The organism is uncultured Veillonella sp., from assembly GCF_938010505.1.
Taxonomy (GTDB): Bacteria; Bacillota; Negativicutes; order Veillonellales; family Veillonellaceae; genus Veillonella.
Genome location: NZ_CALLVP010000083.1, coordinates 20966 through 47053 on the forward strand (window position 1 = coordinate 20966; position 26088 = coordinate 47053).

At 34.1% G+C, this 26088-nt stretch carries 23 protein-coding genes; 6 read left to right on the forward strand and 17 right to left on the reverse strand.

Annotated elements, in window-relative coordinates:
- Window positions 1-102: 102 nt before the first annotated feature.
- The gene (locus tag Q0507_RS05050) at window positions 103-1164 is read right to left on the reverse strand and encodes an AEC family transporter (RefSeq protein ID WP_298713305.1); all 1062 of its coding nucleotides are present in this window, start codon (window positions 1162-1164) and stop codon (window positions 103-105) included.
- A gap of 209 nt (window positions 1165-1373) precedes the next feature.
- Between Q0507_RS05050 and Q0507_RS05055 the strand changes: the two genes are divergently transcribed.
- From Q0507_RS05055 to Q0507_RS05065, 3 genes are all read left to right on the forward strand, one after another.
- Complete coding sequence (locus Q0507_RS05055) at window positions 1374-2114, forward strand: gamma-glutamyl-gamma-aminobutyrate hydrolase family protein (RefSeq protein WP_298713308.1); 741 nt, start codon at window positions 1374-1376, stop codon at window positions 2112-2114.
- A 138-nt stretch (window positions 2115-2252) separates the two neighbouring features.
- Complete coding sequence (locus Q0507_RS05060; RefSeq protein WP_298713311.1) at window positions 2253-2759, forward strand: transposase; 507 nt, start codon at window positions 2253-2255, stop codon at window positions 2757-2759.
- 81 nt (window positions 2760-2840) lie between these two features.
- Entirely contained in the window at window positions 2841-3860 is a 1020-nt protein-coding gene (locus Q0507_RS05065; RefSeq protein WP_298713315.1) for a transposase, read from the forward strand.
- 255 nt (window positions 3861-4115) lie between these two features.
- Here Q0507_RS05065 and Q0507_RS05070 read toward each other — a convergent pair whose 3' ends face one another.
- Both Q0507_RS05070 and Q0507_RS05075 read right to left on the reverse strand, forming a co-directional pair.
- Window positions 4116-4961: a hypothetical protein gene (locus tag Q0507_RS05070; RefSeq protein WP_298713318.1), complete on the reverse strand. Its 846-nt coding sequence runs from the start codon at window positions 4959-4961 to the stop codon at window positions 4116-4118.
- A gap of 81 nt (window positions 4962-5042) precedes the next feature.
- Entirely contained in the window at window positions 5043-7310 is a 2268-nt protein-coding gene (locus Q0507_RS05075) for a YadA-like family protein (protein WP_298713322.1), read from the reverse strand.
- 617 nt (window positions 7311-7927) lie between these two features.
- Here Q0507_RS05075 and Q0507_RS05080 point away from each other — a divergent pair.
- Entirely contained in the window at window positions 7928-8362 is a 435-nt protein-coding gene (locus Q0507_RS05080; RefSeq protein ID WP_298713325.1) for an acetate uptake transporter, read from the forward strand.
- Window positions 8363-8395: 33 nt separating this feature from the next.
- Window positions 8396-8539 (forward strand): hypothetical protein, encoded by a 144-nt coding sequence (locus tag Q0507_RS05085; protein ID WP_298713328.1) that lies wholly within the window; start codon window positions 8396-8398, stop codon window positions 8537-8539.
- 170 nt (window positions 8540-8709) lie between these two features.
- Here the strand turns inward: Q0507_RS05085 and Q0507_RS05090 are convergent, their stop codons facing one another.
- Entirely contained in the window at window positions 8710-9306 is a 597-nt protein-coding gene (locus Q0507_RS05090) for a hypothetical protein (RefSeq protein WP_298713330.1), read from the reverse strand.
- A 628-nt stretch (window positions 9307-9934) separates the two neighbouring features.
- Here Q0507_RS05090 and Q0507_RS05095 point away from each other — a divergent pair.
- Complete coding sequence (locus Q0507_RS05095; protein ID WP_298713332.1) at window positions 9935-11146, forward strand: OFA family MFS transporter; 1212 nt, start codon at window positions 9935-9937, stop codon at window positions 11144-11146.
- A gap of 205 nt (window positions 11147-11351) precedes the next feature.
- Here the strand turns inward: Q0507_RS05095 and Q0507_RS05100 are convergent, their stop codons facing one another.
- The 13 genes from Q0507_RS05100 to Q0507_RS05160 all read right to left on the reverse strand — a co-directional run bounded on the left by Q0507_RS05100 (window position 11352) and on the right by Q0507_RS05160 (window position 25758).
- Window positions 11352-12122 (reverse strand): hypothetical protein, encoded by a 771-nt coding sequence (locus tag Q0507_RS05100; protein WP_298713335.1) that lies wholly within the window; start codon window positions 12120-12122, stop codon window positions 11352-11354.
- Window positions 12123-12216: 94 nt separating this feature from the next.
- Window positions 12217-13434 (reverse strand): hypothetical protein, encoded by a 1218-nt coding sequence (locus tag Q0507_RS05105; protein WP_298713338.1) that lies wholly within the window; start codon window positions 13432-13434, stop codon window positions 12217-12219.
- A gap of 733 nt (window positions 13435-14167) precedes the next feature.
- The gene (locus tag Q0507_RS05110; RefSeq protein ID WP_298713341.1) at window positions 14168-14722 is read right to left on the reverse strand and encodes a hypothetical protein; all 555 of its coding nucleotides are present in this window, start codon (window positions 14720-14722) and stop codon (window positions 14168-14170) included.
- Window positions 14712-15656 carry a nucleotidyltransferase domain-containing protein gene (locus tag Q0507_RS05115; RefSeq protein ID WP_298713344.1) on the reverse strand — a complete coding sequence of 315 codons (945 nt, stop codon included), beginning with the start codon at window positions 15654-15656 and terminating at the stop codon, window positions 14712-14714. The genes Q0507_RS05110 and Q0507_RS05115 overlap by 11 nt, the downstream gene beginning before the upstream one ends.
- Before the next feature lie 69 nt (window positions 15657-15725).
- Window positions 15726-17327, reverse strand: a complete 1602-nt coding sequence (locus Q0507_RS05120) for a type I restriction-modification system subunit M (protein WP_298713347.1) — start codon at window positions 17325-17327, stop codon at window positions 15726-15728.
- A 15-nt stretch (window positions 17328-17342) separates the two neighbouring features.
- Window positions 17343-18191 carry a hypothetical protein gene (locus Q0507_RS05125; protein ID WP_298713350.1) on the reverse strand — a complete coding sequence of 283 codons (849 nt, stop codon included), beginning with the start codon at window positions 18189-18191 and terminating at the stop codon, window positions 17343-17345.
- 1 nt (window position 18192) lies between these two features.
- Window positions 18193-18507, reverse strand: a complete 315-nt coding sequence (locus Q0507_RS05130; RefSeq protein ID WP_298713353.1) for a hypothetical protein — start codon at window positions 18505-18507, stop codon at window positions 18193-18195.
- 226 nt (window positions 18508-18733) lie between these two features.
- Window positions 18734-19957, reverse strand: a complete 1224-nt coding sequence (locus Q0507_RS05135) for a restriction endonuclease subunit S (protein WP_298713355.1) — start codon at window positions 19955-19957, stop codon at window positions 18734-18736.
- A gap of 29 nt (window positions 19958-19986) precedes the next feature.
- Window positions 19987-23214 (reverse strand): type I restriction endonuclease subunit R, encoded by a 3228-nt coding sequence (locus tag Q0507_RS05140; RefSeq protein ID WP_298713358.1) that lies wholly within the window; start codon window positions 23212-23214, stop codon window positions 19987-19989.
- 1 nt (window position 23215) lies between these two features.
- Complete coding sequence (locus Q0507_RS05145; protein ID WP_298713361.1) at window positions 23216-23785, reverse strand: restriction endonuclease subunit M; 570 nt, start codon at window positions 23783-23785, stop codon at window positions 23216-23218.
- A gap of 295 nt (window positions 23786-24080) precedes the next feature.
- Entirely contained in the window at window positions 24081-24329 is a 249-nt protein-coding gene (locus tag Q0507_RS05150) for a hypothetical protein (RefSeq protein ID WP_298713364.1), read from the reverse strand.
- Window positions 24330-24667: 338 nt separating this feature from the next.
- Window positions 24668-25027, reverse strand: a complete 360-nt coding sequence (locus tag Q0507_RS05155; RefSeq protein ID WP_298713367.1) for an MmcQ/YjbR family DNA-binding protein — start codon at window positions 25025-25027, stop codon at window positions 24668-24670.
- Window positions 25028-25110: 83 nt separating this feature from the next.
- Complete coding sequence (locus Q0507_RS05160; RefSeq protein WP_298713370.1) at window positions 25111-25758, reverse strand: hypothetical protein; 648 nt, start codon at window positions 25756-25758, stop codon at window positions 25111-25113.
- Window positions 25759-26088 lie beyond the last annotated feature (330 nt).

A 26088-nucleotide genomic window follows, 5' to 3' on the forward strand; every position in this document is an offset into this window, starting at 1 on the left:
AAAATATATATCGTTATGCATTTATAATCTTATATGCTTATACTTTAATATTTTTAAAATACTGTTATTCTTTTATATCTTATTTCTTATGTCATTATGCTTTTATGCCTTTATACCTATCATAGTAAGAAGTTCCATAATGATTGGTATGACTACGACAAATAGTATCGTACTAATCATGACAAGGCCAGTAGCAAAAGGTAAATCAGATTTTGCTTCGTTCGCTACGATTGGCAATACGGCAATGACTGGACCTGCTGATTGGACAACAAAGGTAATGATGGCAATTGGTTCTAGTACTATGCCTGCACCATATTGTAAGGCCATAATCACACAGAACATGATAATCGGTGAAATCACAAAGCGCCCTACGATGCCACCAATGGAGTCTTTATTGAGGCTCATACTTTTTAAGCCCGCATCATGAAGGACAATACCAATATAAATCAAAGATAATGGTGTCACCATATCACCTAAATAATTTAATGTGTTATGTAATATAGGTGCCAATGGAATTTCAAAGAACAAAAATAGCAAAGCTACGAAGAAGCCTAATAATGGCGGTGGTAATAATTTCTTCCAATCAAACTTAGGCTTTTCTAAATTAAGAGCATTAACACGTAGCGTCTGAGTTGTATCAGATACTCCACTCTGCTGCATATTGTCCAAACTTTCACAATTAAACCTGTCACCTACATTAGGCAATGGATCTAGCTCGATTAAAAATACCCCTACTAGCCATACAGATATAGTATTACCAATGTAATATAACAAGAAATAAGGTAGTGCTTCTTGCCCAAAGAGTGCAATTTGCACTGGCAACCCTATAAACAAGCAGTTATCATTAACGACCATATTAATAAAAATGCCACGCCGCCCTTTAGGGACTTTCAACATTTTCATCATGATAAAAGCCACGATATAGGCTATTACGTAGGTTAGCATTACCACTAATAACCCGTAGCGTAAATCCCATAAATCCGAAGTATGTAAATGGTGTAAAACAGATACAAATACGCCCGCCGGTAATGCAACCGACATAATAAATCGCGATAAGTTACCACTAAAGGTGGGATTAAACATGCCCCGCCCTTTTAATATATATCCTAACGAAATGAGTAGCACAATGGGTATGATACTCTGTAAGGATGTTAGAAAAACCATAGTTAACCTCCCATACAGTTTATTCGTAGTCTATCATACCATGTTTTAATCTATTTTAGAAAACAGCTTTAAGAATAGGCCAGCATATTTACGCACACAATATATATGCATACAATAAGACACATATTAATTAATAGTACAAATCATTTAGAAAATCAATTATACTAAAAGAGTAAATATACAATCTATTCCGCACGTGAGGTGACAATATGAAAAAACCATATATCGGTATCTCCGGTAGTATCTTACTGGGCAACACTGGCTCTGATGTAGATCTTCCACGTTCCTATGTAAACCTAGATTACACTCGCTCTATTGAAGAAGCCGGTGGCATCCCTATTATTATTCCATTTACTACAAATCTTGAAATCATCCAAGATACAGTAGCTCATCTAGATGGTTTATTACTATCTGGTGGTCATGATGTATATCCACTCCATTATGGAGAGGAACCTTTACAAAAGCTTGGTGAAGTATGGCCAGAACGAGATCAGTTTGATTTCGCCTTGTTGAAAGCGGCTGAAGAAAGACAAATTCCGATCTTCGGTATTTGTCGGGGCATGCAAGTCTTAAACGTATATCGCGGTGGCTCCTTGTATCAAGACTTGAGCTATGATGAAAACTGTACCTTGAAACATGCTCAAAACCAAACACCAGAATTGGGCACACATACAGTAAACATCGACTTTGAAACAAACTTGGCTAGAGCTATAGGCCGCTCTACGTGGGTTACAAACTCCCATCACCACCAAAGTGTCAAAACTGTAGGTAAAAACCTACAAGTTGTAGCCCGCGCAAAAGATGGTACCGTAGAAGGCTTAGAGGATGCATCCTATCCTTGGATGGTGGCTTGTCAATTCCACCCAGAAATGATGACTCCTAAAGATCAAAACGCAACACGCTTATTTGATGCATTCATCACGGCAGCACAAAAAAACTTAGATAAATAATCGTAAAGGGGCTGTAACAAAACAGCCCCTTAAACTAAAAAAGCTATTAGTTGATTTTAGATGATCAACTAATAGCTTTTTCTATATTTCTAAGAAAAAAGGACCCCGAAGGGCCCTCTTCATTGGTATAATTAAATTATGAACCAAAACCATACCAATGAACCTAATTATACCAAACTAGTAATGCCTCGCCAACTAGTTTTACCATTGGATTATGGCATGTTGATAAAAGAATCAGCGCCTGTGCGGTTACTTGATGCTGTATTGGAGGAATTAGACTATAAAGAGTTACAGCATTTGTATTCTCCTAAAGGGAGAAAATCTAAAGTTCCGCCACACATTCTGTTCAAAATTTTTGTCTATGCTATGTCCAACGGCGTGTATTCTACACGTATGATACAACAACAATGCGAAGAAAACATTAATTATATGTGGCTTCTTCAAGGATATACAGCTCCAAGTCATATGACATTCCAACGATTTTTTGCACGTTGTACACTAGATATAGTAATGAATCTGTTTTCACAGTTAGTGGAAGCTATTGGAAGACGTGATACCTTAACATTCAATGAAGTCTTTATTGATGGAACTAAATTAGAGGCTAATGCCAACAAGTACACCTTCGTGTGGCGAAAAGCAGTATAAAGAAAATTAGATACACTACCATCTAAATTATCTATATTAAAACAAGACATCTGGAATGAATTAGGGTTAGATACCCATTGTATGAATGATGAGTGTATATATACCTTCCTCGCTAAAGAAATTGAAGTACAACATATGGAACTTGTACAAGGAAAAGGTAAGCATAAAACACCATTACAACGGTTGTATGAGCGAGCAGAAGCTTTATATGAGAAGCGTAAAGAATATGAACAGCAGTTGTATATTATGGGTGAACGCAACAGTTATTCTAAAACAGATTATGATGCTACCTTTATGCGTATGAAGGAAGACCATATGCGTAATGGACAGCTTAAACCTGCCTACAATGTACAATTAGCTGTTCATTCTGAATATATTATGGGAGTTGGTGTATTCCCTAAGCCCAACGATACGAATACCTTAATTCCATTTGTACAGCAATTAGAACAGATCCATAGCCGCCGATTCGCATATGTGGTAGCTGATGCTGGTTATGATAGCCATGAGAACTTAACTTGGTTAAAGAACAACCATTACCTATCTTGTATAAAGCCTCAATATTACGAAAAAGCGAAAACTAGGACTTGGACCAAGGATATTAGCAAAGCTCGTAATATGAAGTATATACCTGAAGAAGATGCCTTTATATGTGCAAAAGGACGTAAATTAAAATATGCCTTCACGCGTAAGGCGAAAAACAAAACAGGATTTGTATCTGAGCGAAAGGTATATATTTGTGCGTCTTGTAACCGATGTGGATACAAGAAGGAATGCCAACGGTATATGAAACTAACCTCAGTTAATCCAGTAAAACGAGTTGAAATTGCACCTGCATATGATGCTGTATTGGCAGAAAACCAAGATAGACTGATTAGTGATACAGGCATTCAATTACGAATTAACCGTTCCATTCAAGTTGAGGGCGCATTTGGTGTGTTAAAACAAGATCTTGGGTTTAGACGATTTTTACACCGTGGTAATGGAAACGTAAATAAAATGTTATATCTATTGTCCATGGGATTCAATCTAGCAAAATTACATAACAGAATACAAGCAGGACGAGTTAATACAACATTATTTACGGCAAAAGAAACTGCTTAAACCAAGAAAATTTTCACTAGGCCTAAAGGCCTATTTAAGTGCGTCTAAAAACAAAAAACACCAAGAAAACATAAGATTGTACAAATCTAATTTTCTTGGTGTTTCGTATATTTTAAAAAGACTGCAACTAGAATGCGGTAAAACCGCATTCTGTTACAGCCCCTTCTTTGTATTGCAGAAATATATTAGTACTAATATATTTGTATCAATATATTCGCATCAAAATATTAATTTGAATGAAAGCTTGTTACTAATTTAAAAATCATCATTAGAGATATCTTTGCTAAAATCTTCTGCAAGATCCTCTTCGATATAGCCTACGTCATCAGTTGCTTCATCTTCATCCCGTGTATCTATATAGATACTAATAAGAGCCAACGCACCATCTTCATTAAGCGTCGCAATGAGACTCATAGGTCCATACGTCAAAATCAGATTATCCTCTTCATCACGTATAATATGAGGCACCGCATCAAAATGCTGATTCATTAACTGATCAAAGTAGTCCTCTACATCAATGCCGCTTTCAAGAGTAATCGATTCAGCATCACCTTTTTGAAATACTACACGCGTATCATCATCGATATATTGGTAAAAATCGTCTACATCTACATTTGCAGTTTCAAGCCACATGCTGAGTGCTGTAATCCAATCTTTCACAGTTGTAGGTGGAGTGGTGAAAGCATATGCATTTTCATCAGCTCCAAAATGAAGATCATCATACTCAATGCTATAATTTTCCTGACTGGATACGATGCGGTCTACAAGCCCATCTTCATTTACATCTACAAAGATCATGTACACATAGTTATCTCCACTTTCATAAGAAACCGTCAAACCGTGACGACCTTCATGGAACAAAGCATCCTCGTCGTATACATCGGTAATATGCATCACCTTACAAGTAACAGGAACATTGTCCGCCTTGATGGACTCAGCCATAGAAGACAAAAACTCGATTGTTTCATTGCGATTGCGCCCGATAATACCTCGGCCCGTAGACATATATTCACAATCGTCAGCCAAGATAGATTCGATGCCGTGAATATCAGCGGCTTCTAGAATAGCTTTGATTAATAAAAGAGCTTGTATTTCAGTCATAAGTTACCTCGCATAATACAACAGCCAACTACATTACATTATTGTAACATAGTCGGCTGTGTATAAATATAGAAAGCTATATTAAAGATCTAATTTAGCCATCATTTTATTAATTTGTTCTTGCATGGTGTTAATTTTTTCGTCTTGTTGCTTAAGCTTTTCATCTTGGTCGTTAATGACCTTAATAAGCCCTGCCTTGGAATACTCCGCATAAGGATTACTTTTACCAAATTTCAGACTAACACCTAGATTAAGGAGATCTTCGCCTCCGCCGAAGCTTCCACCAACAGAGAATAAAGCTTTACTATTAGGGCGATAGAAAACACCAAGCGCCATGGCATTAGCACCACGATAATTGCCATACCCGGCAGCAATATTCCATTTATCATATGGATCAAACTCTTGTGGATGTAATGCAGCTAGTGCTGCCGCGCCTGCCCCTACACGCTTAACTCGACTATCCACCTGATTAATATGAGTATCCACTTGATTGAATCGATGCTCCATAGTAGATGCAGATTCTGTGGCAATTCGTTTTAATTGAGCCACATTGACCGCATCTGTATCTTCAGTACCGGCTGCAACATTTGTAATTTGACGCGTCAAAACAGTAGCCCCTGTTGAATCCCCTACGGAAAGGGCTGCAGCAGTAGACTTCCAAGTTGGAGAACCTTCTGTAGAAGTAGCATTTCTAGAAGGATCATAGCCAGCAACCCCTTTATCTCTATAGGCTACCGAATCACTACCCAATGCTACACCACCATTATGTTTAACATCCGTATTATATCCGAGCATAACAGCATTTTCAATATTAACCGTATTGCGTTTCGTAGGAACTATTTCCTTAACAGTATATTTAGTTTCACTACCATCCCAAGTATTTTTAAGGGTCTTTGTTACTTCTTTTACCTCTGATGCCATAGAGCCTAGTACGACATTATGTTTGCCGCCCTCAAGCTTATGAAAGTCGCCGATAACCACATTGTCTTCGCCATTTTTTAGACTATTACCTGTCCCAACTATTGTAGTTCGGCTGATGTTATTACCTTCATTGCCATATCCACTCATGGTATTATAAACATTCATGTGCCCTTCTTGGCCTTTTAACGCATTATTAGTACCCGATATTTGGGAACGCATAGTATAATCAACGCTATTACTATTGCCTAAAATAGATACGGCACCGGCATGATCCGCCATATAGGCCTTCATGTTTTTACGACCAGCCTCTACGGTTCCCTCATGATTTCCATTTATCTTATCCATGCCAGCTATTTCAGCGCTTTCAAGATGAAAGTTCCCTAAAGTAGTCCCTAGTCCTGGAAGAGGTATCACAGAAGCCTTAGAATTCGTTACTTCATTACCAGAACCTACAATCATGGTTCCGGTTGATCCGGAGGCTCTATTCAAACTACCGGTTATCGTATTACCGATACTGTCGGCTTCATCATTTTCAGTTGAAGTGCTTTCAATACTATTAAAACTACCATAGGATGACGAAAATGATCCCGATGAACGACTCATTTCCGTTCCGCCTTCTATAACGGAACCATGACCGGTTAGGGTTTGGAAAATACTATTTGCCTTTGAGTGATTACCAATGACTACACTGCCTCCTGAAGAATTGGCTGAGTGATATCCAATGATAGTACTACTTCTACCGACTGTATACTTTTTATCCCTCGGATCACTTTCTGATTTTTCGGCCTGTTCCGCCGGAGACATACTGCCTATAACAACAGAATCTCTTATGGTATCAAGATTTTGATTATCCCCGATAACAATACCTGCAGCAGGACCTCCAGCAGACTCTACACTATATTCAGCTTTGTTATTGTTCCCAATAACGGTCAATGAATCCCATTCATTTCGATAGGTGTCATTACCACGAAGGAAATTGCCTCGACCAATTGTCAAATCAGACGTATTTGGCTCCCGCCCTGTTTTATGCTTATAATCTGTAACAGTTCCCTTATCACGGGCAATTAATGTGTTATTGTCGCCAATAACATGCTGTCTGCGGCTACCTTGAACGGTATTATTAGAGCCCACGATTCGAACATCTTCGCTGCCCATGGAGTTGACTGGTTTCCCTTTCTCATTAGGAAAGGTCTTACTGATCGTATTATTATCGCCTACGATAGTAGCATTTTTCCCACTGGTGACCGTATTCTTTTTACCGGTAATATTGGTATTATCACTAGCTAAATACTCATTGCCATTACCATCAGTAACAGGAGTCTCGCCATAAACAGGGCTACCCCATAAACAACCGCACGTACTTGTTACTAAAACAGCAGTCAAGAGAGCTTTATATCTGCTTGGCTGTTGAGCCATTTTCTTTTCCATGTTCTACACCCCTTTTACATAACAACACAAAAAAATACATCACATAATAACAAACGTTTCTAAGTAAAGGGTACGCCTATTACATAGGGCTTGTCAAAATGTTAAAAATTATGCGATAAGCCTTTTGATTTTCTCAGCGTACATCATATATCAATACACTATTTATCACTAAAACTAATAAATGATTATGTGAATATAATTTTATAATTGAACTCAACTAGGAAGTACCTAAATCCTATGCTCCAAATACATCGACAAGCGTTAAATGATATCCTAGATAGCATTGTCCTCCTTAATCTATAACAAATTCATATACATTAGATACAAAATCTAATAAAAGCGTAGAAATATATAAGATTAAAATATTATTTCTCATTATTTCTACGCTTTTTATATGCTTTTAACGTATTTCTTTATATGCGTTTTAGGCATACATCTATGACTCGCTCTATTGCCTTAAAAAATGTGATATATATTACATTTATGAGGCAGTACTTTCCACAATGGTTAGCTGTCAATTCAGTACACACAGTACTTAATATGAGATGACAATATTTGTAATCATGTGAAGATTTGGCTGTGTAGTTGTAGTTAGTTGACGGAAAAATGAGGAACAAATGGAAAACGAAGTAAGAAAAGTTGAAATGAGCGAAAATGTAGCGGAGCCTACTGGTCTTGGTCTACTTGGTCTCGCTGTAGTATGTTTTGTGGTATCCACGTCCCGCGTAGGCTGGTCTGGTCCAACAACATCCGTTATTATACCTTGGGCAGTGTTATTAGGTTCATTAGCCCAATTAATCGCAAGTTATTTTGATTTCAAGAAGAACAATCCATTCGGCTCCGTTGTATTCGGTGCGTACGGTTTATTCTGGTCTGCTATGGCTGGTGTTTGGTTGATTCAAATGGGTGCCTTCGGTCCTGAAATTCAAAAAGGTTTCGATGTAACGCAATTAGCATTCGCTTTTGTGGGCTTCTTGATCTTCTCTATTTTCGGTACCATCGTGTCTTTGAAAACAAACAAAGTTGTATTGGCTATTATGGTTCTTATTTGATTCCTATTCTTTGGTCTTTCAACAGATCTATTCTTGGGTGGTCGCACAGGCTTCTTTGCTCTTGCAGCATGGTCTGAATTATTCATCTCCCTCTTGGGCTTCTACGGTTCCGGTGCGGTACTTGTAAACAAAGTATTCGGTAAAACTGTATTTCCTTTGGGTAAAAACATCTTGTAATAGTTGCAAAACTATATAATACAAACACAATAAAAGAGGTTTCCAATGGTCACTAGTTGACTATTGGGAACCTCTTTACTATTTGCTTTTACTATACCTATTTAGCTAAATATTGTAGGCCCACTGAATATAATAGGCTGAACAAATATTGGGATCTGAAGGATTATAGCTTATTTATGACTGAACTGCGCATCCATAATCATTTGGCGCAACTGTTCAATACGAATACCTTTAGGTAACTTATGTCGATAAAACTGTAAATTATAGTAGTATCTAGTATCTTCATAATCTGTAACTAATACCATATCCGTTCGATACTCTAATGGCCACCCATACATAAATTCCATAAATAAACTACGCACGCCATCATTGTTGACCTCTATTACATCATACCTAACAGGTAATACCATCTTAACTGTAGGTTCTGGAATCGTTCTATCTTTAATAATTTTCTTAACCTCTTTATCTAAGGATGTACTGCCATTATCAACGGACCTAGCCTTTACATGCATTAATACCCCATCAGAGGTTCTAAACACCCTACCATCAATGTCCTTTGTTTCGCCCTGCGTTTCAACAGCATCCTTTAATACTCGAAATTGATAAGGGCCATAAAACTTTGTTTCTGTGAAAGATTCTAGCGCCTCATTAAATTGACCATTATGTACATTCTCAACACGCAAAAGAGGCTTTATATCCATAGCTTCTGAAGACATCGGTACAGCTAAACATAGACCGAGACTTAGTAATGTAATACAATGTTTCATAAATACGTCCCCCCTATTGAACAGTAGTATTAACTGTATTTTAACATATTTTATGAAAACGATTACAAAACGAAAGAGGTTCCTATTGGTCACCTAAGTGACTATTAGGAACCTCTTATCTATTTACTTTAATTATCAACACCGCTATATTGAACTTGAGGCCTCTAAATGGGTCCAGCCTTTGCTAATCCTCTAGAGATTGGTGGTGTGTGGCCGCATGAAAAAAGGCCCGACTGTGAAGTCAGACCGTTTCTTCAAATACATTTTCGAGAAGCGAGAGCTGGCGTCCAAACCATTTATGCCGCATTTTGATATAAATTATATCATATAAAAACAGAGAAAGGAATCATATGATTCCTTTCTCTGTTTTCATTTATAAACCTTCACGGTACATATGATAGTGACTTAGATCACCGACAAAATATATTATCAATTGCTATATTTATGATATATTCCTACTGGGCTGACGGATGCGTAGAATTGACTACATGCACAGTAGCACACACATCGTGTGATAGCCGACCGTCTGGGCAAGCTTTTGTTCAGATGGTCTTTTTTATTGACTTCTCGTAACAAAGGCTTCTTTATCTATATTTGAGTATCTCATTTATACGAAAGGAGTTTTCTTATGAGAAATCGTTGGTTTATTGCATTAGCAGCCATTGGTCTACACATATCCATTGGTAGCGTATACGCATGGAGCGTACTTACACGTCCAATCATGGCAGATATGGGTTTTACCTTATCGCAAACAACATGGACATTCTCTTTAGCCATTTTAATGCTCGGACTATCTGCAGGTTTTCTTGGATCTTTTGCAGAAAAAATAGGACCTAAAAAAAGTGGCCTTCTCGCTATGTTATTCTGGGTAACCGGATTATTCGGTACGGCCTATGCACTTAGCATACATAATCTTACCTTACTCTACCTCTTTTACGGCATCATTGGTGGTATTGGACTAGGCATTGGTTATATAACACCAGTGTCTACGCTCGTAAAGTACTTTCCAAATCGCCCAGGATTTGCTACCGGCTTAGCCATTATGGGTTTTGGATTTGCTTCACTCATTGCGGGGCCTCTTATGCAATACCTCGTAGCTCAGGTTGGATTGGTAGATAATTTCATTATCCTCGGTATAATCTATCTCGTAGTTATGGGCGCCTCTTCTCTCTATTTGAAAGCACCTCAACAAAAACACCTAACTCGAACTACTAAAGATAAATCCACCATGTACGTTCATAACCATGGCATGCTAGCCAATGATGCCATGAAAACTTGGCAATTCAGTGCCCTTTGGTGGATCTTCTTTGTTAATATTACCTGTGGTATAGGCCTATTATCCTTAGCGTCCCCTATGGCACAAGAAACCATTGGTATGACACCTGCAGCAGCTGCATCGCTAGTTGGTATCATCGGTATCTTCAATGGCGGGGGGCGTATCGCATGGTCTACTATTTCCGATTACCTTGGACGAGCACAAACTTACATACTATTCTTTATTATAGAAATCGTCACATTCCATTTACTCGCCCAAACAAATAGCGCACTAACATTTCAAGTTTTAATCCTTCTCATTATCACATGCTATGGCGGTGGATTTTCCTGTATGCCAGCATATCTTGCGGATCTCTACGGTATACGACAACTTTCTACCATTCATGGTCGTATTCTAACTGCTTGGGGATTGGCTGGCATCGTGGGCCCTATGCTCGTATCATACTTTCACGAAGCAGGATATGGCTATACTACTGCTTTAGAATGCTTTGCCGTTCTGTTTGTAATAAATACAATTATTGCTATAGCCCTAAAATTATACGGCAAACGAGAATTACACAACTAATAACTCCATTTAAACATGAAGAAACGGCCTGACATGATGTCAGACCGTTACTTCAAATACATTTTCGAGAAGCGAGAGCTGGCGTCCAAACCATTTATGACTCACTTTGATATAAATTATATCATATCTAAACAGGGAAAGAAATCGAAAGATTTCTTTCCCTGTTTTAAAGCATAATAAACCAATGCAAGAAATAATATGCAAACTAATCTCCAGTATCGTCAATATAAATATGTATAAAATTTGCTGGTCCCGCTAAACTACGGCCGATTTCAATCATCATAGGTCCATACATTATAAAGGATTTATTATTCTTATCACGAATTATATGTGGCATAGTATAGAAAAATAAATTCATTATCTTATTAAAGTCATTTATAATTTTTTCCTTACCTAACAACAAGATAGGTTCTTGATTTTTTCTTTGAAAATGTACACAGCACTCATCAGCAAGTGAATCATAAAAAGAATACTCATCTACATATCCAGTTTCTAACCAAATACTAATGGCCGTAAGCCAATCCAAAAAATCAACAGGCGTCTTATAAAAAATGTAATCTATAGGAGGGGAATTATGTTCAGCACGATGTTTATCAAGTCTAAAACTCGGAATTTCATCACTAACAATAATTTTGTTAATAAAATTATTTGAATCTAACTCAATAAACATACCTATAGCATAATTGTCTATTTCATTGTATGCAATAGCGAGCCCTCTTTGACCTTCATAAAAAAACTCTTTTGCTTTGGTTTTCCCCCCAAGTGTCATCATATGTGCATACACGGCTACATTTTCATCTCTGGTCCTTTTTGCCATTGAATTTAGAAAATCATATACTTCTACCTTTCCATTTTTTAATATATTCCTCTCAACATTAATATACTGACAATTGTCTGCTAACAAATTATTAATCCCCTTAAAATCAGCATATTCTAGTGCAGATTTAAATATTAATAACGCATGATTTACATTCATCTAGGACACCGCTTTCACTAAAAGAAAAACTAATTATTAGCCCCTTAATTATTGAATTGATTACTTATTGCAATTCAAGAGATAAAAATAAAAATTAGATAAACCAACCATCCTCTTGATACATATTACCAGTATCAGATAATGTTGCATCTGTAATTAATTTTCGTAACTGTGCCTTAGTATATGCACCATTATCTAAGGGATATTGAATTGAATTTTGGTACTTAAAACTTTCATCATAAGTAATAAACATCAATATACCTTGTCGATTATCTAATTCAAGATCTAGTAATAAACCTGGCACACCATCATTCCAAACAAAGGAATGGCTACCTTTGGTAATCTTTGGAGATCCAGGAAATCCAAAGAACTCTGCAGTCTTATTATCAATTTTATGTAACAGATGAATTTCGTCAAATGAACTAAATATACCCTTTTCCAATTTACTTGCAGGCTCAATCAAAATTTGTTGACTTAAATCTTTATCAACTGTAAAAGTTACACCATTTAGCTTAACATTAGGGTTATTTTCTTTAACGGCTGTTTTAGGGACTCTAAAATAATAGTTCTTATAATTTTCTACTCGGCTATAGTTATCTAAATCTTGAAGAGAATGGATTGAAGGCAATATATAATTTGCCATTATTCTATTAATATCACTTGATGTGACACTCTCCGTTGCACGAGGATACAGAATAACATTATATGCTTGCTTAGGGTGCTTGCTCAACTCAAAATTTAAAGCAATAATGTCCATATCTACAGCGCCACTAAGAGTTGTCTTTCTCCAATAACTTTTACTAAGACCATCATATTTAAAAACCACATCTGTTTTATCAGGAAAACCTGACATTTTACGTTCAATAATACCTGCAGCAATCAAAGGAGACTGAAATAAATAACTAGCCGTTGCATCTGGAAAATCACTTAATGCCTCTTTTTGTACTGCACTAAATGGGAATGTGACTGATAAGCAGCCCTCTTTATTATGTAGATTCACTACTGTATTACCATCAAACTTACGGCGCTCAATAGTATAGAACTCATTTTTTAAGGCTTCGACTGCATCGTCATCTACTACTACACCAAACTCTTGATTAAAGCGCGCTTTAGAATAAGCGAAAAATGAATCTGCCTCCTTTTTAAATTTCTCATCATAAGCAGATTCAATTTTATCAGTCGTATATACCGCCTGTACATATGCATCACGCGAAATACTTGGATCTGCACCAGGAAGATTTACATTAATTGCATAACTAGTAACACTTACAGAACTCAAGATAATTGCACTTAATAATAATTGTTTTAACATATACTTCTCTCCATAAAACTATAATTTAACTGTATTTTAACATACTAAGAACACAATTATGAATACAATTACAAAACGAAAAAGGTTCCTATTGGTCACTTAGGTGACTATTAGAAACCTCTTATCTATTTACTTTAATTATTAATACCCCTATATTGAACTTGAGGCCTTAAATGGGTCCAGCCTTTGCTAATCAACTCGAGGATTGGCGGTGATCAATATGAGTACATTCAAAGTGTTGTCATTAATGATTTCCTTTGACATACTTGTAGCGACCATTATTATGGCAGCTAAATGAATTGACATCTAGCTAAAGCTAGCTTTTCACGGCATTAGGCTATGAAAAAAGGCCCGACTGAGAAGTCAGACCGTTTCTTCAACATTAAATTCTAGAAGCGAAGTCTGGCGACCAAACCATTTATGCCTCACTTTGATATAAATTATATCATATCTAAACAGGGAAAGAAATCAAGTATTTTCATTTAAAAGTATTTAATTAATCAACGTAAATTTATATATTTTAACATAAACGCTGGAATGGTATGTGAATTACAATATGATGAAACTTTTTCACCACGGACGAAACAAACGTTTCCCTTGATTTCTTTTTTGTTAATTTATCATATTGCTCTATCTGACAAGTAACCATATCATTATTAACAACTATACCTGCATCACTTATCATTACTTTATGATTACACATATATACCTTCTATTTACATACCTAAAAATATTATAGTTTTATAAAAAGTTCAATATCTCCATAAGTACCTGAAGCGGTCCAATATTGTCCTTTTAAACTATTTTTATTTTTGATAACTAATCTAACACACCCACGGTTAATAGGGTTTCTATTTACTACATCTGTTTTAGGATTAGTTATATATGTATAATATAATATTTTTTCACTACACTCAGTAACTATACTAGCAGATGTAGCCGAACTACTAATTTCATCAGTTATAATATTGACGGCTATACATAATAATGATTGTTGTATTCTTACATTAATAGTCTTCTCACCAACACCTTTGGAATGATTATACCTTATGACTCCATTATAATTATTAACTAGTACAGGAGTATTATTAAATGGATCATAACGCCACAACCACTTTTCATATAAAAAAAATAATACTGTCGATATCGATATAGCTATTTCAATAACTCTTATAAAGTCAATATTCAATCCCAATATAGAATATATTATTATTTCAATACTTGATATACCTAATATAAAATAACATATGCTTTTTATAATATAATTATATTGATTTTTAATATCCACAATATACCTTCATTCTTTCTAAAAATAACAGAGTATCTTTTACGCCACAACTTGATTGCTCAAATAGAAATTTTATATCATTAGCTTCTTTCCAAGATTTAATATTTTCACCTTCAGAAAGCAAATAATTTATTACTGCAGCTAGCTTTAACTGATATGTCTCTCCAGAAGTAAATATATGATTTTGAATATTGAATAATAATGATTCTACTAGGAAGGAAGAAATTCCCTCTGCCTCTCTAATATTATCATTTTTCATTTGTAGCAAAATGCTTTTACAAATTCTTACTAACTTCTTGTAATAAGAATTTGTAATTATATTTTTATATCTTCCTTTTTCAATATGAGCTTCAGGATAATTTATAATAGGATTGTTATTAGAGTCATATAGTATCACACCTTTTGTATAAACATTAGAATTTGTACTTAAAGGATTTGCATAATCACGAAAACGTTGTAATGGTACAATATCAGCTTTTACCCTAGAAGTATTACCTCTAACCTTTATTGATTTCGCTCCAACCTCTACTTCTTCACCAAAAAATGTTTTTAGCATTTCAACTATTTGATTCTTATAACATTGAAAATTAAAATCAACCTCAATAAAACCTAAATTCCTAGCAGTACTCAACATAGAAAAGTTTCCAACAAAAGTTGACTCTAGAACCACAGCAATATCTATATCACTGTTAGATTTTACATTAGTATTATTTGCATAGGAGCCCTGAATAAAGAGAGAAATCCGTAGATTTTCTCCCTGTAGTAATGTTGTACTAATCCCATCCTCACGATTCAAAAATTGAGATGAACTTTCAACAAAGTTATGTTTTTTAAAGACATCTTTAATCATCCGTAATGCTCTTTCACATGATTCTTTTTCGGTTTCACTAAGAGGCTTGGTAAATAATTTTAATTGCTCTTCAGTATATCTCATAAATCTCTCCCAATATAATATACATAAAGAGGTAGAAAAGTCCTATTCGGTCTTTTTTACCTCTTTTCCTTACATTTTGACGCCTAATAGGGCTAATTGTTTGGCTATTTCTTTTTCAAGTTGTGCAATTTCTTGATTATCTTGTTCAATCATACGATTGATTTCATCAAGATCAAGTTCTTCTTCTTCCTCAAATGTGTCTACATATCGAGGAATATTTAGGTTATAGTCATTTTCTTTGATTTCTTCGAGAGATGCCACATGTGCATATTTATCAACGTCTTGTCTGTTTCGATATGTTTCAATAATTTTACTAATATTTTCATCGCTTAAATTATTTTGATTTTTACCTTTTTCAAATTCATTGCTAGCATCAATAAATAATACATCGCGTGTCATACGGTTTTTCTTAAATACAAGAATTGTTGTAGGAATGCTTGTGCCATAGAACAAATTCGCAGGCAAACCAATCACCGAATCAAGGTAATTCTTTTCTATAATAGTTTGGCGAATCTTACCTTCTGCCGCACCACGGAATAGAACTCCATGAGGCAAAACAATTGCCATTGTACCTTCATTATTTAGGTGATATAAGCTATGCAATATGAAAGCATAATCTGCTTTAGAAGCTGGTGCTAATTTACCATATTCACTAAAGCGTGGATCTTTAAATTTACTTTCATTATTATCCCATTTAGCAGAATATGGAGGATTTGCAACAACTGCATCAAAGGAACGTGGTCTATCAATCCCATCACGGTCTGGACCATCTGGCCAATCACTTTCAAGAGTATCAGCATTATTTAGTGTCATATTATTATATGTAACACCATGCATCATCAAATTCATTCGAGCCAAGTTATATGTTACCGTATTTAGCTCTTGCCCGTAAAAGCTAACCGCACCTTGACGAGATCCATCAGGCAATTCATTACGAACCGTCAATAGTAATGAGCCAGAACCCATTGTTGGGTCATAGACTGTGAAAGTATCAGTTTGAGATTGTATATTACCAGTAACAATTTTAGCCAAAATTTGACTAACTTCATGAGGTGTATAAAACTCCCCACCTTTTTTACCAGCATTAGCTGCAAATTTACCAATTAAATACTCATAGATTTCACCAAGTATATCTTTACCATTTTCATCTTTATACTCGATTTCATCAATTTTAGTAACAACTGCATTTAAAGTCTTAGTTCTACCTGCTGTTGTTGATCCAAGCCCAGAGTCACCAAGGTTAATATAGTTAAAAATACCTCTGAAATCTGCTGCAGCTTCTTTATTAATTTCAGCATTCTTATTAAAGTTTTCAAATAATCTTTGATAATCACTCGGAATAACGGACCCATTATGAATACTTTCAGTTAAAGAAGCCCATGTATCCTCAGGATTAATAGCATATCCTAATGTACCTGCAATATCAATTAAACAAGCCTCTAAACCTGCGTCTTCGACAAGTTCCTTATATGCCTCATTAACAGATTTGCCATCTGAAATATCAACCAAGTCATTATTAACTAAGTACTCTTCTTGATGAATGGAAAGATATTTATAGAATAAAAATGGAAGAATGTAATCTTTGAAAGAACTTGCATCCATTGTGCCACGCAAATCGTTGGCAATAGCCCACAATTGGCTTGAAATATTCTGTGCTTTTGATTCTGCCATACAAAATCTCCTTTATTAAAATATAGTCTTTGCAGTATTTGCAAGCATTTTATCATCTGTAAGTGGATTGATATAAAAACGACCTAATGCTAGTTTTAAAAACTGTGACAGATCACTCTCATTGTTAATTATAAATTTATTATTTTCAACTCTAAGAGTAATGGCATCAAAGTTAGATGCCTGATCAATCATTTGTTGAATATACTCGGGTTGATCCAGTTTAATTTTAGGATTATCCTTTATAAATGCAATCATTTTCAAATTTCTAATCCCAATATCTCTTGTATAATCTGATAACTCCAAACAAGCACTGTTTTTGAAGGACGCTACTTCTTCTTCATTAGCTTCACGATAAAATATATCTATCCCTTTAAAAATATTATGTATTTTATTAAAGTTTTTAAAATATAATCTATTATTACCATCATAATAAGCATCAATATTACCATCTAACTCGATACCATTAGGAATATTGATTACTTTTAAGGCACTTGAACCTAGTTGTCTACCTTTTATTTGTAAAATAGAAATATTTTCAATTCTCTTAGCTTTAGTAATCTTTTTTAAAAACAACTCATTAGACTCTTTAGGTTTAGTTATTAAAAAATCTATAGCGCTAAAACTATCATCATCAAATGTATTTAAATTAGCAGTTGATTTAAAAAGATTTAAAAAATGGTCAATTATCTCTTCTTTATGATCTAAAAGATCAATAAATAACCATTCATCCAATTCACATTTTGCTTCTGTGTTAAACTCTATTAACTGTGTCTGCTCTGTTATAGGAGACTGATATAATTGAGAAATATCTGATTTCTTTAACTTTAATATCTTATACTCCCGTTTACATTTTGCTAATATCATACTATACCTCTACTTCTATAAATGAAAAATTACTAATACGAACTAATTTTAGTTTCTCCTCATGATTAAAATCTATAAGCTTAATATCGCCTCTTTTTGTATAAACACTATATACATTTCCATTTAAATCCTTAACTTTATATAGTCTATATTTAATCAACCAAAAAATATTGAAATAATACGATTGTTCTAAAAATCTCCACCAAATAACAAACAAGATAAAAATTAGTAAGTATTGTAGAAAAATCGATAGGGCACCAATATTAAGCATGATAACAAATAAACCTATATAAATTGGTATAATATCTTGTTCCATGGGTTGAATCTCTTGGATTATTAATGTGTCACATTCATCACAATTGCGACAATAAAAAAAAACTAAACATAAAGCAAATACCGACAATATAATTATTACCACTACTATCATTAACCAATAATATTCAATCAGCAAATGAAATGGATTATTAAATAAATATAATATTCCCCCTGCTGAAAAAGAACTTAGGCTTAGAAAAAAACGATACATATATGCTCTCCATACATCAAACAAACAATTGTTGTAATAAGGATTTCTTTTGAATCTGTAAGTGTTTTAACTTACGCTGATGAAGGGTAATAATATTGTCTAACTTCTCAAAAAGAATAGAAATCTCTTTTTGTTCATTAAATAGCGGAAATATTAAATTAACTTCTTGTAAATCAGAATTATGTAAATGAACTACTGACTTTCCTTGAGCTCGTTTGCTCAACTCTTTTTGTTGTTCTCCATTTGAGATAGTAAGTGCTAAAAATGTTGGATGCAATAACTCCTTCACTTTTATTACATTCAAATCACCACCAATAACAATTCCTTGATTTTCAACAACTGAAGCACGAGAAATATCTTCTGCAGTTTCACCTGATGCTGGAACTATTACTTCACCACCTTGACTAATAACTGATTTATCTTTTAATTCAACAAATGTATCTACATTCTTAATAGTAGTTTCATAATTTGTATAAAGACGACCATACAGGATAATTGGACTTCCAGAAGGTACTAAATCTGATTTGGAATAACCATTGCCTTTTGAGAATGTAGCTATATCGCCTAACTTACGCTGTTCCCAAGCATCAGTAAATCCAGGAAAACGAAGTTCAGGATATCGTTCTCCATTTTTTGGAAAAAGTTTCTGAAGCAACGCTTTTTTCTTTAAATTTAAGTGGTCAAGCTTACGCTGATGAAGAATAATAAATTTATCTAAAGTATTTAATAATGTCCCAATTTGTTTTTGTTCAGCTAAATTAGGTACTAAAACTGTTTCTTTCAAAAAGTCTTTAGCAACTAAGTTTGTCATCATTGTAGTTTTTTTTGTGCATCTTGAAAGAACTTTTCCCATTATTGGTTCATAATTTATATAATATTTCCAAAAATAAATATCATATTTAGCAATAGGTCTAAATACTTCAAAAACATGAGATATAATCCCATCACCTATAGTGTTTTCTACAAATCTGCCATAAGCAAAATCTTTACTCTTATTTCCCTCAAAGGCGATCTCACCATATCGGAATATATTATAAGTCTTTAAATATTCTTCATTAGAAACTTTTGCATCAACTTTATAATACATATTCGCTACAGAGATAATTTTATTAAGTGAATATGATAAATCGTTTTTTTCAGAGATTTTCTCATATAACTCACTAAACTTACACTGTTTCCAATCTTCAGTAAACCCAGGAAATCGTAATTTGGGTACTCTCCGTTTTTCTTTACTCATCATAACCTCGCTTTTCTTTTATCATAACAACACTACCTTTCATTAACATAAGAATCTGCAAATTTATATAAAGCTGCCACAAGTTCATTACCATATTTAATTTTATTAAGGCTTACAATATCCGCATCTTGTGCTTTTGTTTGATATTCTGCACGTGCATCTTTTTTTAGCTTACTAATTCTACCAGTACTATCTAAATCCTGTTTACCAGCGGTATGTCGAGAAAACAGATCTAATATTTCGTCATTACTGATGACATCAATAATTCCCCATTTTAAGCGAAAATCGAAAATATCATCTTTCATAATCATTGTATTTACATCTTCAATGACTTCCAAACTAGTTAACTTTACAGGATATTTGATTTCTTTTCCTTCTGGTGGGTACGTACCATTATAAATTGCATCAACTGCATTATTAATTTGTTTTGCATAATGGCGATCATCTAAAGCCATTGCAAAATCATTAATTTTATCACGATAATCAGCAGCTGCATCCATACGTTTTTCATGAACAGCATTCATTAACTCTTCGATTAATTCAGTGAGATAGTCATAGTTAACACTAATTTGCTTTACATGTATCATACGTAGTTCAATTTGAGCAACTGGTACATCATGATTTTCAGCAATACGTTCTTTTAAATCGTTATACAGAGATGTGGTTAACATTTCTTCCTGTTCAGGTGTCATCCCAAGCAATGTAACAAGTTCATCTGGATTATCATAGTCAAACCCGATGCCTTCACCATTAACACCATCTGGATCATATTGTTTTAGCTTTGACATTCCAGCACTATATGTACGCATAAGATTAAACATTTCTTCTTGCTTAGCTTCACTAGCAGGAACTTCTGTAAAGTTATCCGTCATATCTGCAAGACGATCTACCACTTGTTTTACTTCTTCAAATTGTTCTTTGAAAGGTTTGGCTAAAACACCACTATCAACTAAAACTTTTGTATCTACTAATGTGTCTTGTACATCAGCAGAGTGTTTATTTGCATAAATGCTCAACGCTCGGTTCATGAGTTCTTCGTTTTTAGCTGGCCATCTGTAATTGACTATACGGCCCCATGGCTTTCCTTGATTATCGGCAATACGATTGGTTCTAGAATACGCCTGAATTAACATTGCATCCTTTAATGTACGATCCACATATAGTGTATTTAGTTGTGGTGCATCAAAACCAGTCAATAATTGATCCACAACGATAACTATATCTAAATATTGTCCATCTTGTGCTGTACGATTTAAACGTGTTGTTAAATCTTGTGTATAACCTGATACATCATCTAGGCCAAAACTAGTACTAAACATTTTATTGTAATGTTTCATAGCACGTAATAGACCATCATTTGTAGTTAATTGGTTATCACTATTATTAGTACTCATGCTGAAAGTAATACCAACTTTTAACGTAGGAAGCCCTTGCTTTTGGCGTTCTTGATTCACTCGGTCAAATTCTTCAAAGTACATTAGTGCCATTGGTGTGCTTGGTCTATTCCCACCTACATGTGTAGTAAGCATAGCATTATAAGCACCATCATTAGAGCGATTTCTCCAGTTTTTAAAGATATCTTCTACAACCAATTTTACGTGATCTTGATTATTATCATAAAAACTAGGCTCTATCATATCATCCATATCATCATCAGTAAGATTAGCAATCTTTCGTTCAATATCGAGCCCATTCCAATTAGGATATTTCTTTTCATAGAACTTCGGTAAGTATTCAAGTTTCATTTTGTCTTCTGCAATTGTAGTTTCAAAATCCACTTTAAAACCTAATACATTTTTATCTGCAATAGCTTCGCGAATAGTATATGCATGTAACAACTTACCAAAGACCTCATGTGTCTTAGTACCTTTTTTACCGACCACCTTATCAAACATAGGTGTTCCTGTATAGCCAACCCAAGCAGCACCTTTGAATACTTTTTGTAAGTCCTCAAAGCTTTCACCACCGGTAGACCTATGTGCCTCATCAACAATAAACACAAAGTTTTTCTTAGGCACTACAAAGTCTTTACGATTAATGAGAGTATTTAGTTTTTGTACAGAAGTAACAATGATGCCATACCCTTTTTCATTTAATTTTTTCTTTAACGATGAAGTATTCTCTGTTCCACCAACGGTATCAAATTGTTTACCATCAATATCAATAGAACCTTCAGGGTCATATGCCTTATAATTTGATTCAGTTTGTTTCGTTAATGCGATACGGTCAACGACAAATACAACCTTATCTACATTTGGCATGCGACTCGCCAACCAGGCAGTTTTGAAACTAGTAATCGTTTTACCTGATCCTGTTGTATGCCAGACATAACCTAATTTATTAATTGGCAAATCGAAATCAGCCCGTTTTAATTCATTTAAAACTGCTTTTGTTGCATATACTTGATAAGGACGCATAACCTTAAGCATTTGTTTATTCTTAGTACCGTCAAGAATAGTAAACAATGTAGACATTTGATGTGCCATTGGTATGCTAAGGAACATATCTGCAAAGGTGGTCCAATTGCGAACAACCTTGTTATCATTAGGATTTTGCCATTCAAAAGCAAAGTCTTTATTAAACAAATCCACTGTAGTATTCGCCATATATTTAATTCTATTTGGCGTCATTGCAACTAGAATTTGAACTGTTGAGAAAATATCACTGTATTGTTTCTCTTGAATATATTGATGCATTTGATTTAATGCTTCATCTACATGATGTTTAACAGATTTTTCCTCAACTTGAATAATAGGTAAACCATTAATAAGTAGCGTTGTGTCAAAACGGCGTTCTGGACGACCTGCAATTTGCGGCTCTCGCTTAATTTGACTAACTACTTGATAGACAGTATTACCTGCCCCAATTTGTTTTTGATCAAATACTGTTAAAAATACATGACGGCCATCATCTAGGTCAACCTCTACTTGGGATACGCCATTGATACCATATAGAAACTGCCCTGCTTGATATGGTGTATACAGTTCATTAATTACCTTTTGAACTTGTTTAAATTCTGTATCACTTAATGGTTGTGTCAATTGATTTTGATTCAATTGATATAAAATCTTGCGAAAGTTATCCCAAAGTGCCTCTGTTGTTTTTATAGTTGGCTCATATTTCCAAAGTTTACTTTTATAAACCTTCATATTACCATAAGCATCTATTGTATCACCTATTTGATTAGAGTTAGCTGTATTAGTTACAATCCCAGTTGATAATTGCTCAATTAATTTATTTTCAAATTCTAGCTCTGTCATATTAGTTTACTCCCTGTAACATAATAATTACTTTACGATATGTGTTATCTGCCACACGCTGTTTTAATGATCTTAGTCGTAATTGTTTAAAATAAATATCCCCCATAATACGTTGCGTTTCAATTGATGGTAGTTTTGGTAACTGTATTTCTTTTAATAAGCTTAGACTATATCTTACAACCTGACTTCCCTGTAGGTTTTGTTTGAACTGCTTTCTAATTTTAGGATTCTCATTAATCAAATAAGCCATAAACTTTTTGTCTATTGGTGTATTCAAAAGCTCCATCCGAACATAGTTTTGAGTAAAAAGATACCCTTCATGATCTGCAGTAACAAGTGTAGCCATGCCAGATATTGTACTAAATATTAAATCACCTACTTTAAGAGTAGAGCCTTTATATTCTGTACGAATTTGTTTCCTATCACTCCTAGGTCCAGGTACACCAGTTAAATCTTCATACAATTCGTTCTGTCCATACAAGGTATATAACACTGCATCTTTACTAGTGCTTTCCTCCAATCGATATTGTGATACCCCTGTATTACTATGAAATATATCTTTAATATACACTATGTCACCTCTTCCTAAAAAACAATTTTCATTTTATATTTATCTTTGCATGTAAAAAAATTACACTGTATAACTTTTAACTTAAGTATACAGTGTAATCCATATAAAAGCAATTATGATTTTGTAATTTTTAAAAATTATGCTTTTTCATTCTTTATCTGTTGTTCACGAATAGATTTTAATGTTTCATCTGATTCATTCTTCCATGCTATCAAACCATTTGATTTTGACCAATGAGAAAATTCGCTGCTGTTGACGGACTGTTTAATAAGACGTCTTCAAGTAAACAATTATTCTAATCTTTAGGTGCTCTGTCTCTACGATTACGTAAAGATTCAGAAAGATGAGGTACTGATTTCTGTGAAACTTTACTCCCTGTTAATAATAAGAATCCTTCATTAGTCTCTTTTGCGGTTCTCCATACATCTTCATTATTTACACACTGACGCAAATATAATAAATTATCACTTGTTGTGCTAATATCTGAAGTTACATTATTTACAGGTGTAAAAAGTTTTTTACCGAGTAGACCAATTGGCATCATGTTCCATCAATCTTAAAAGAACGCCCTTATCATTTTTCCTTAAACCCGCTTATCCTATGTATACCATTGCTTCATCATTATCATTTGTACCAAAGAGCATATATATTGAACTTTGATTTAATGCGGGAATATCTTTACTTTCGTTTAGTAAAGCACGTGGAATTTTATAAACTACACCAGTCTAATTAGCTAAAGTACATTTAGTACGTCCTGTAACCTCACCATCTAATAAAAATAAACTTACATTTTTTGATTTTTTCATATATCAATACCTCTCCACAAACATTAATTCATTATATTTTCATTTTATATTATAACCCCAGAAATTTAAAGAGATATTATTTCCGTCCCACCAATCCATAGCTCATATCCACCAGCATCTTTAATTTTTCCTCATCCTCATATCGTTCTATATCCACCGATATCCAGTGTTGTTTATTCATATGATATGCAGGATAGATCCCATTTTCACGAATTAAGTTAGGAATTAAATCAGGTTCGCATTTCAGATTAACTATCTCTATCGGTTCATTTATATTAAGTCCTAATCGAACACCTCTAATATTAAAAATCAAAGCGAACCACTTTTGATTATTTTTGCGTCGAATTACTACATAGTTAGGGTATTTTTCCCATGGATTGTCCAAATCACAAATATATTCTTGCTGAATATATTGAATTAGTTCATTACGATTCATTACATTCGACCTCTGCTTTCAAAATAATTTATTTAGTATATCTGTGAATCCCCCCTATGGTCCTCCTAGTTATATTGATTTATCTACCAATTATTCATACGATTAAAATACTCAATCGCCTCCGGACTAAATTCAATAAATGTAACGCCATCATTAAACGGTCCCAATACATATGGTTGATATATAAGTTTTACATAGCCGTTACCAGGTAAGTAGTAATTATCCGTAACATCCATTATATGTTTATATTTTGGTAAATACGTCTTTCTTTTACTAGCACTTGTGTAAAAGTTTAATATATCTTCATTTATGCCATCTTCTAACTGTTGAGCATTAGCAATTCTTACATAGTTATATAAAGGAATCCTTTGACCGGTATTTTTATCATACACCAAGCCTCTAGTGCTATAAGTTCCATGAGCTGCACCTTTATAATTCTTACCTGTATTTAGCAAAATAGAGATAACCTGATCATCTTCATAAGTAACTTCATAACCTTGAAAAACCTCATAAGCTATACCATTATAATAATCCTCTTTTGCTTTCAATACATAGCTCCAAATGTCATTAAAAATAGCGATTTGTGCAACTTTATTATCTGTATAGACGACTGGATATGTTAAACGTAGTTTTCCCTCTACTATAGTTTCAGATACAACGCTTGCATAGCCAACCCCTGCTACCATAATTCCTAAAGCAGTAGCGATACATAGTTTTTTTAACATTCCCATTATGAGTCCCCCCTTTTAATTAAGCACCTCATAAAAAGATTCCTTATTGTCTAATTTCTACATACTAAATAGAATATCCTTTTTTCAAAATATAGTTATCATGTTCAATTAAACCTTTGAATTCTCATTAATTAAAATAGATATTCATTATTCTCCCTTAAGTAATAAAACTAATTGTATAATACAAAATTTACATAATACAAATAATCACAAGAACTTTTATTTTACCATACAAAAAAGGACCCTCCAAAGAGAGTCCTTTATGTATCTTGTTTTGCTATTAAGCGTTTTTAGCTACTTCAACAAGTTTAGCGAATGCTGCTGCATCAT

Excerpts from the sequence above, each read along its gene's own strand:
- Q0507_RS05050 (WP_298713305.1), bottom strand. The coding sequence starts at position 1,164 with ATGGTTTTTCTAACATCCTTACAGAGTATCATACCCATTGTGCTACTC.
- Q0507_RS05055 (WP_298713308.1), top strand. The coding sequence starts at position 1,374 with ATGAAAAAACCATATATCGGTATCTCCGGTAGTATCTTACTGGGCAAC.
- Q0507_RS05060 (WP_298713311.1), top strand. The coding sequence starts at position 2,253 with ATGAACCAAAACCATACCAATGAACCTAATTATACCAAACTAGTAATG.
- Q0507_RS05065 (WP_298713315.1), top strand. The coding sequence starts at position 2,841 with ATGAATGATGAGTGTATATATACCTTCCTCGCTAAAGAAATTGAAGTA.
- Q0507_RS05070 (WP_298713318.1), bottom strand. The coding sequence starts at position 4,961 with ATGACTGAAATACAAGCTCTTTTATTAATCAAAGCTATTCTAGAAGCC.
- Q0507_RS05075 (WP_298713322.1), bottom strand. The coding sequence starts at position 7,310 with ATGGAAAAGAAAATGGCTCAACAGCCAAGCAGATATAAAGCTCTCTTG.
- Q0507_RS05080 (WP_298713325.1), top strand. The coding sequence starts at position 7,928 with ATGGAAAACGAAGTAAGAAAAGTTGAAATGAGCGAAAATGTAGCGGAG.
- Q0507_RS05090 (WP_298713330.1), bottom strand. The coding sequence starts at position 9,306 with ATGAAACATTGTATTACATTACTAAGTCTCGGTCTATGTTTAGCTGTA.
- Q0507_RS05095 (WP_298713332.1), top strand. The coding sequence starts at position 9,935 with ATGAGAAATCGTTGGTTTATTGCATTAGCAGCCATTGGTCTACACATA.
- Q0507_RS05100 (WP_298713335.1), bottom strand. The coding sequence starts at position 12,122 with ATGAATGTAAATCATGCGTTATTAATATTTAAATCTGCACTAGAATAT.
- Q0507_RS05105 (WP_298713338.1), bottom strand. The coding sequence starts at position 13,434 with ATGTTAAAACAATTATTATTAAGTGCAATTATCTTGAGTTCTGTAAGT.
- Q0507_RS05115 (WP_298713344.1), bottom strand. The coding sequence starts at position 15,656 with ATGAGATATACTGAAGAGCAATTAAAATTATTTACCAAGCCTCTTAGT.
- Q0507_RS05120 (WP_298713347.1), bottom strand. The coding sequence starts at position 17,327 with ATGGCAGAATCAAAAGCACAGAATATTTCAAGCCAATTGTGGGCTATT.
- Q0507_RS05125 (WP_298713350.1), bottom strand. The coding sequence starts at position 18,191 with ATGATATTAGCAAAATGTAAACGGGAGTATAAGATATTAAAGTTAAAG.
- Q0507_RS05130 (WP_298713353.1), bottom strand. The coding sequence starts at position 18,507 with ATGGAACAAGATATTATACCAATTTATATAGGTTTATTTGTTATCATG.
- Q0507_RS05135 (WP_298713355.1), bottom strand. The coding sequence starts at position 19,957 with ATGATGAGTAAAGAAAAACGGAGAGTACCCAAATTACGATTTCCTGGG.
- Q0507_RS05140 (WP_298713358.1), bottom strand. The coding sequence starts at position 23,214 with ATGACAGAGCTAGAATTTGAAAATAAATTAATTGAGCAATTATCAACT.
- Q0507_RS05150 (WP_298713364.1), bottom strand. The coding sequence starts at position 24,329 with ATGATGCCAATTGGTCTACTCGGTAAAAAACTTTTTACACCTGTAAAT.
- Q0507_RS05155 (WP_298713367.1), bottom strand. The coding sequence starts at position 25,027 with ATGAATCGTAATGAACTAATTCAATATATTCAGCAAGAATATATTTGT.
- Q0507_RS05160 (WP_298713370.1), bottom strand. The coding sequence starts at position 25,758 with ATGGGAATGTTAAAAAAACTATGTATCGCTACTGCTTTAGGAATTATG.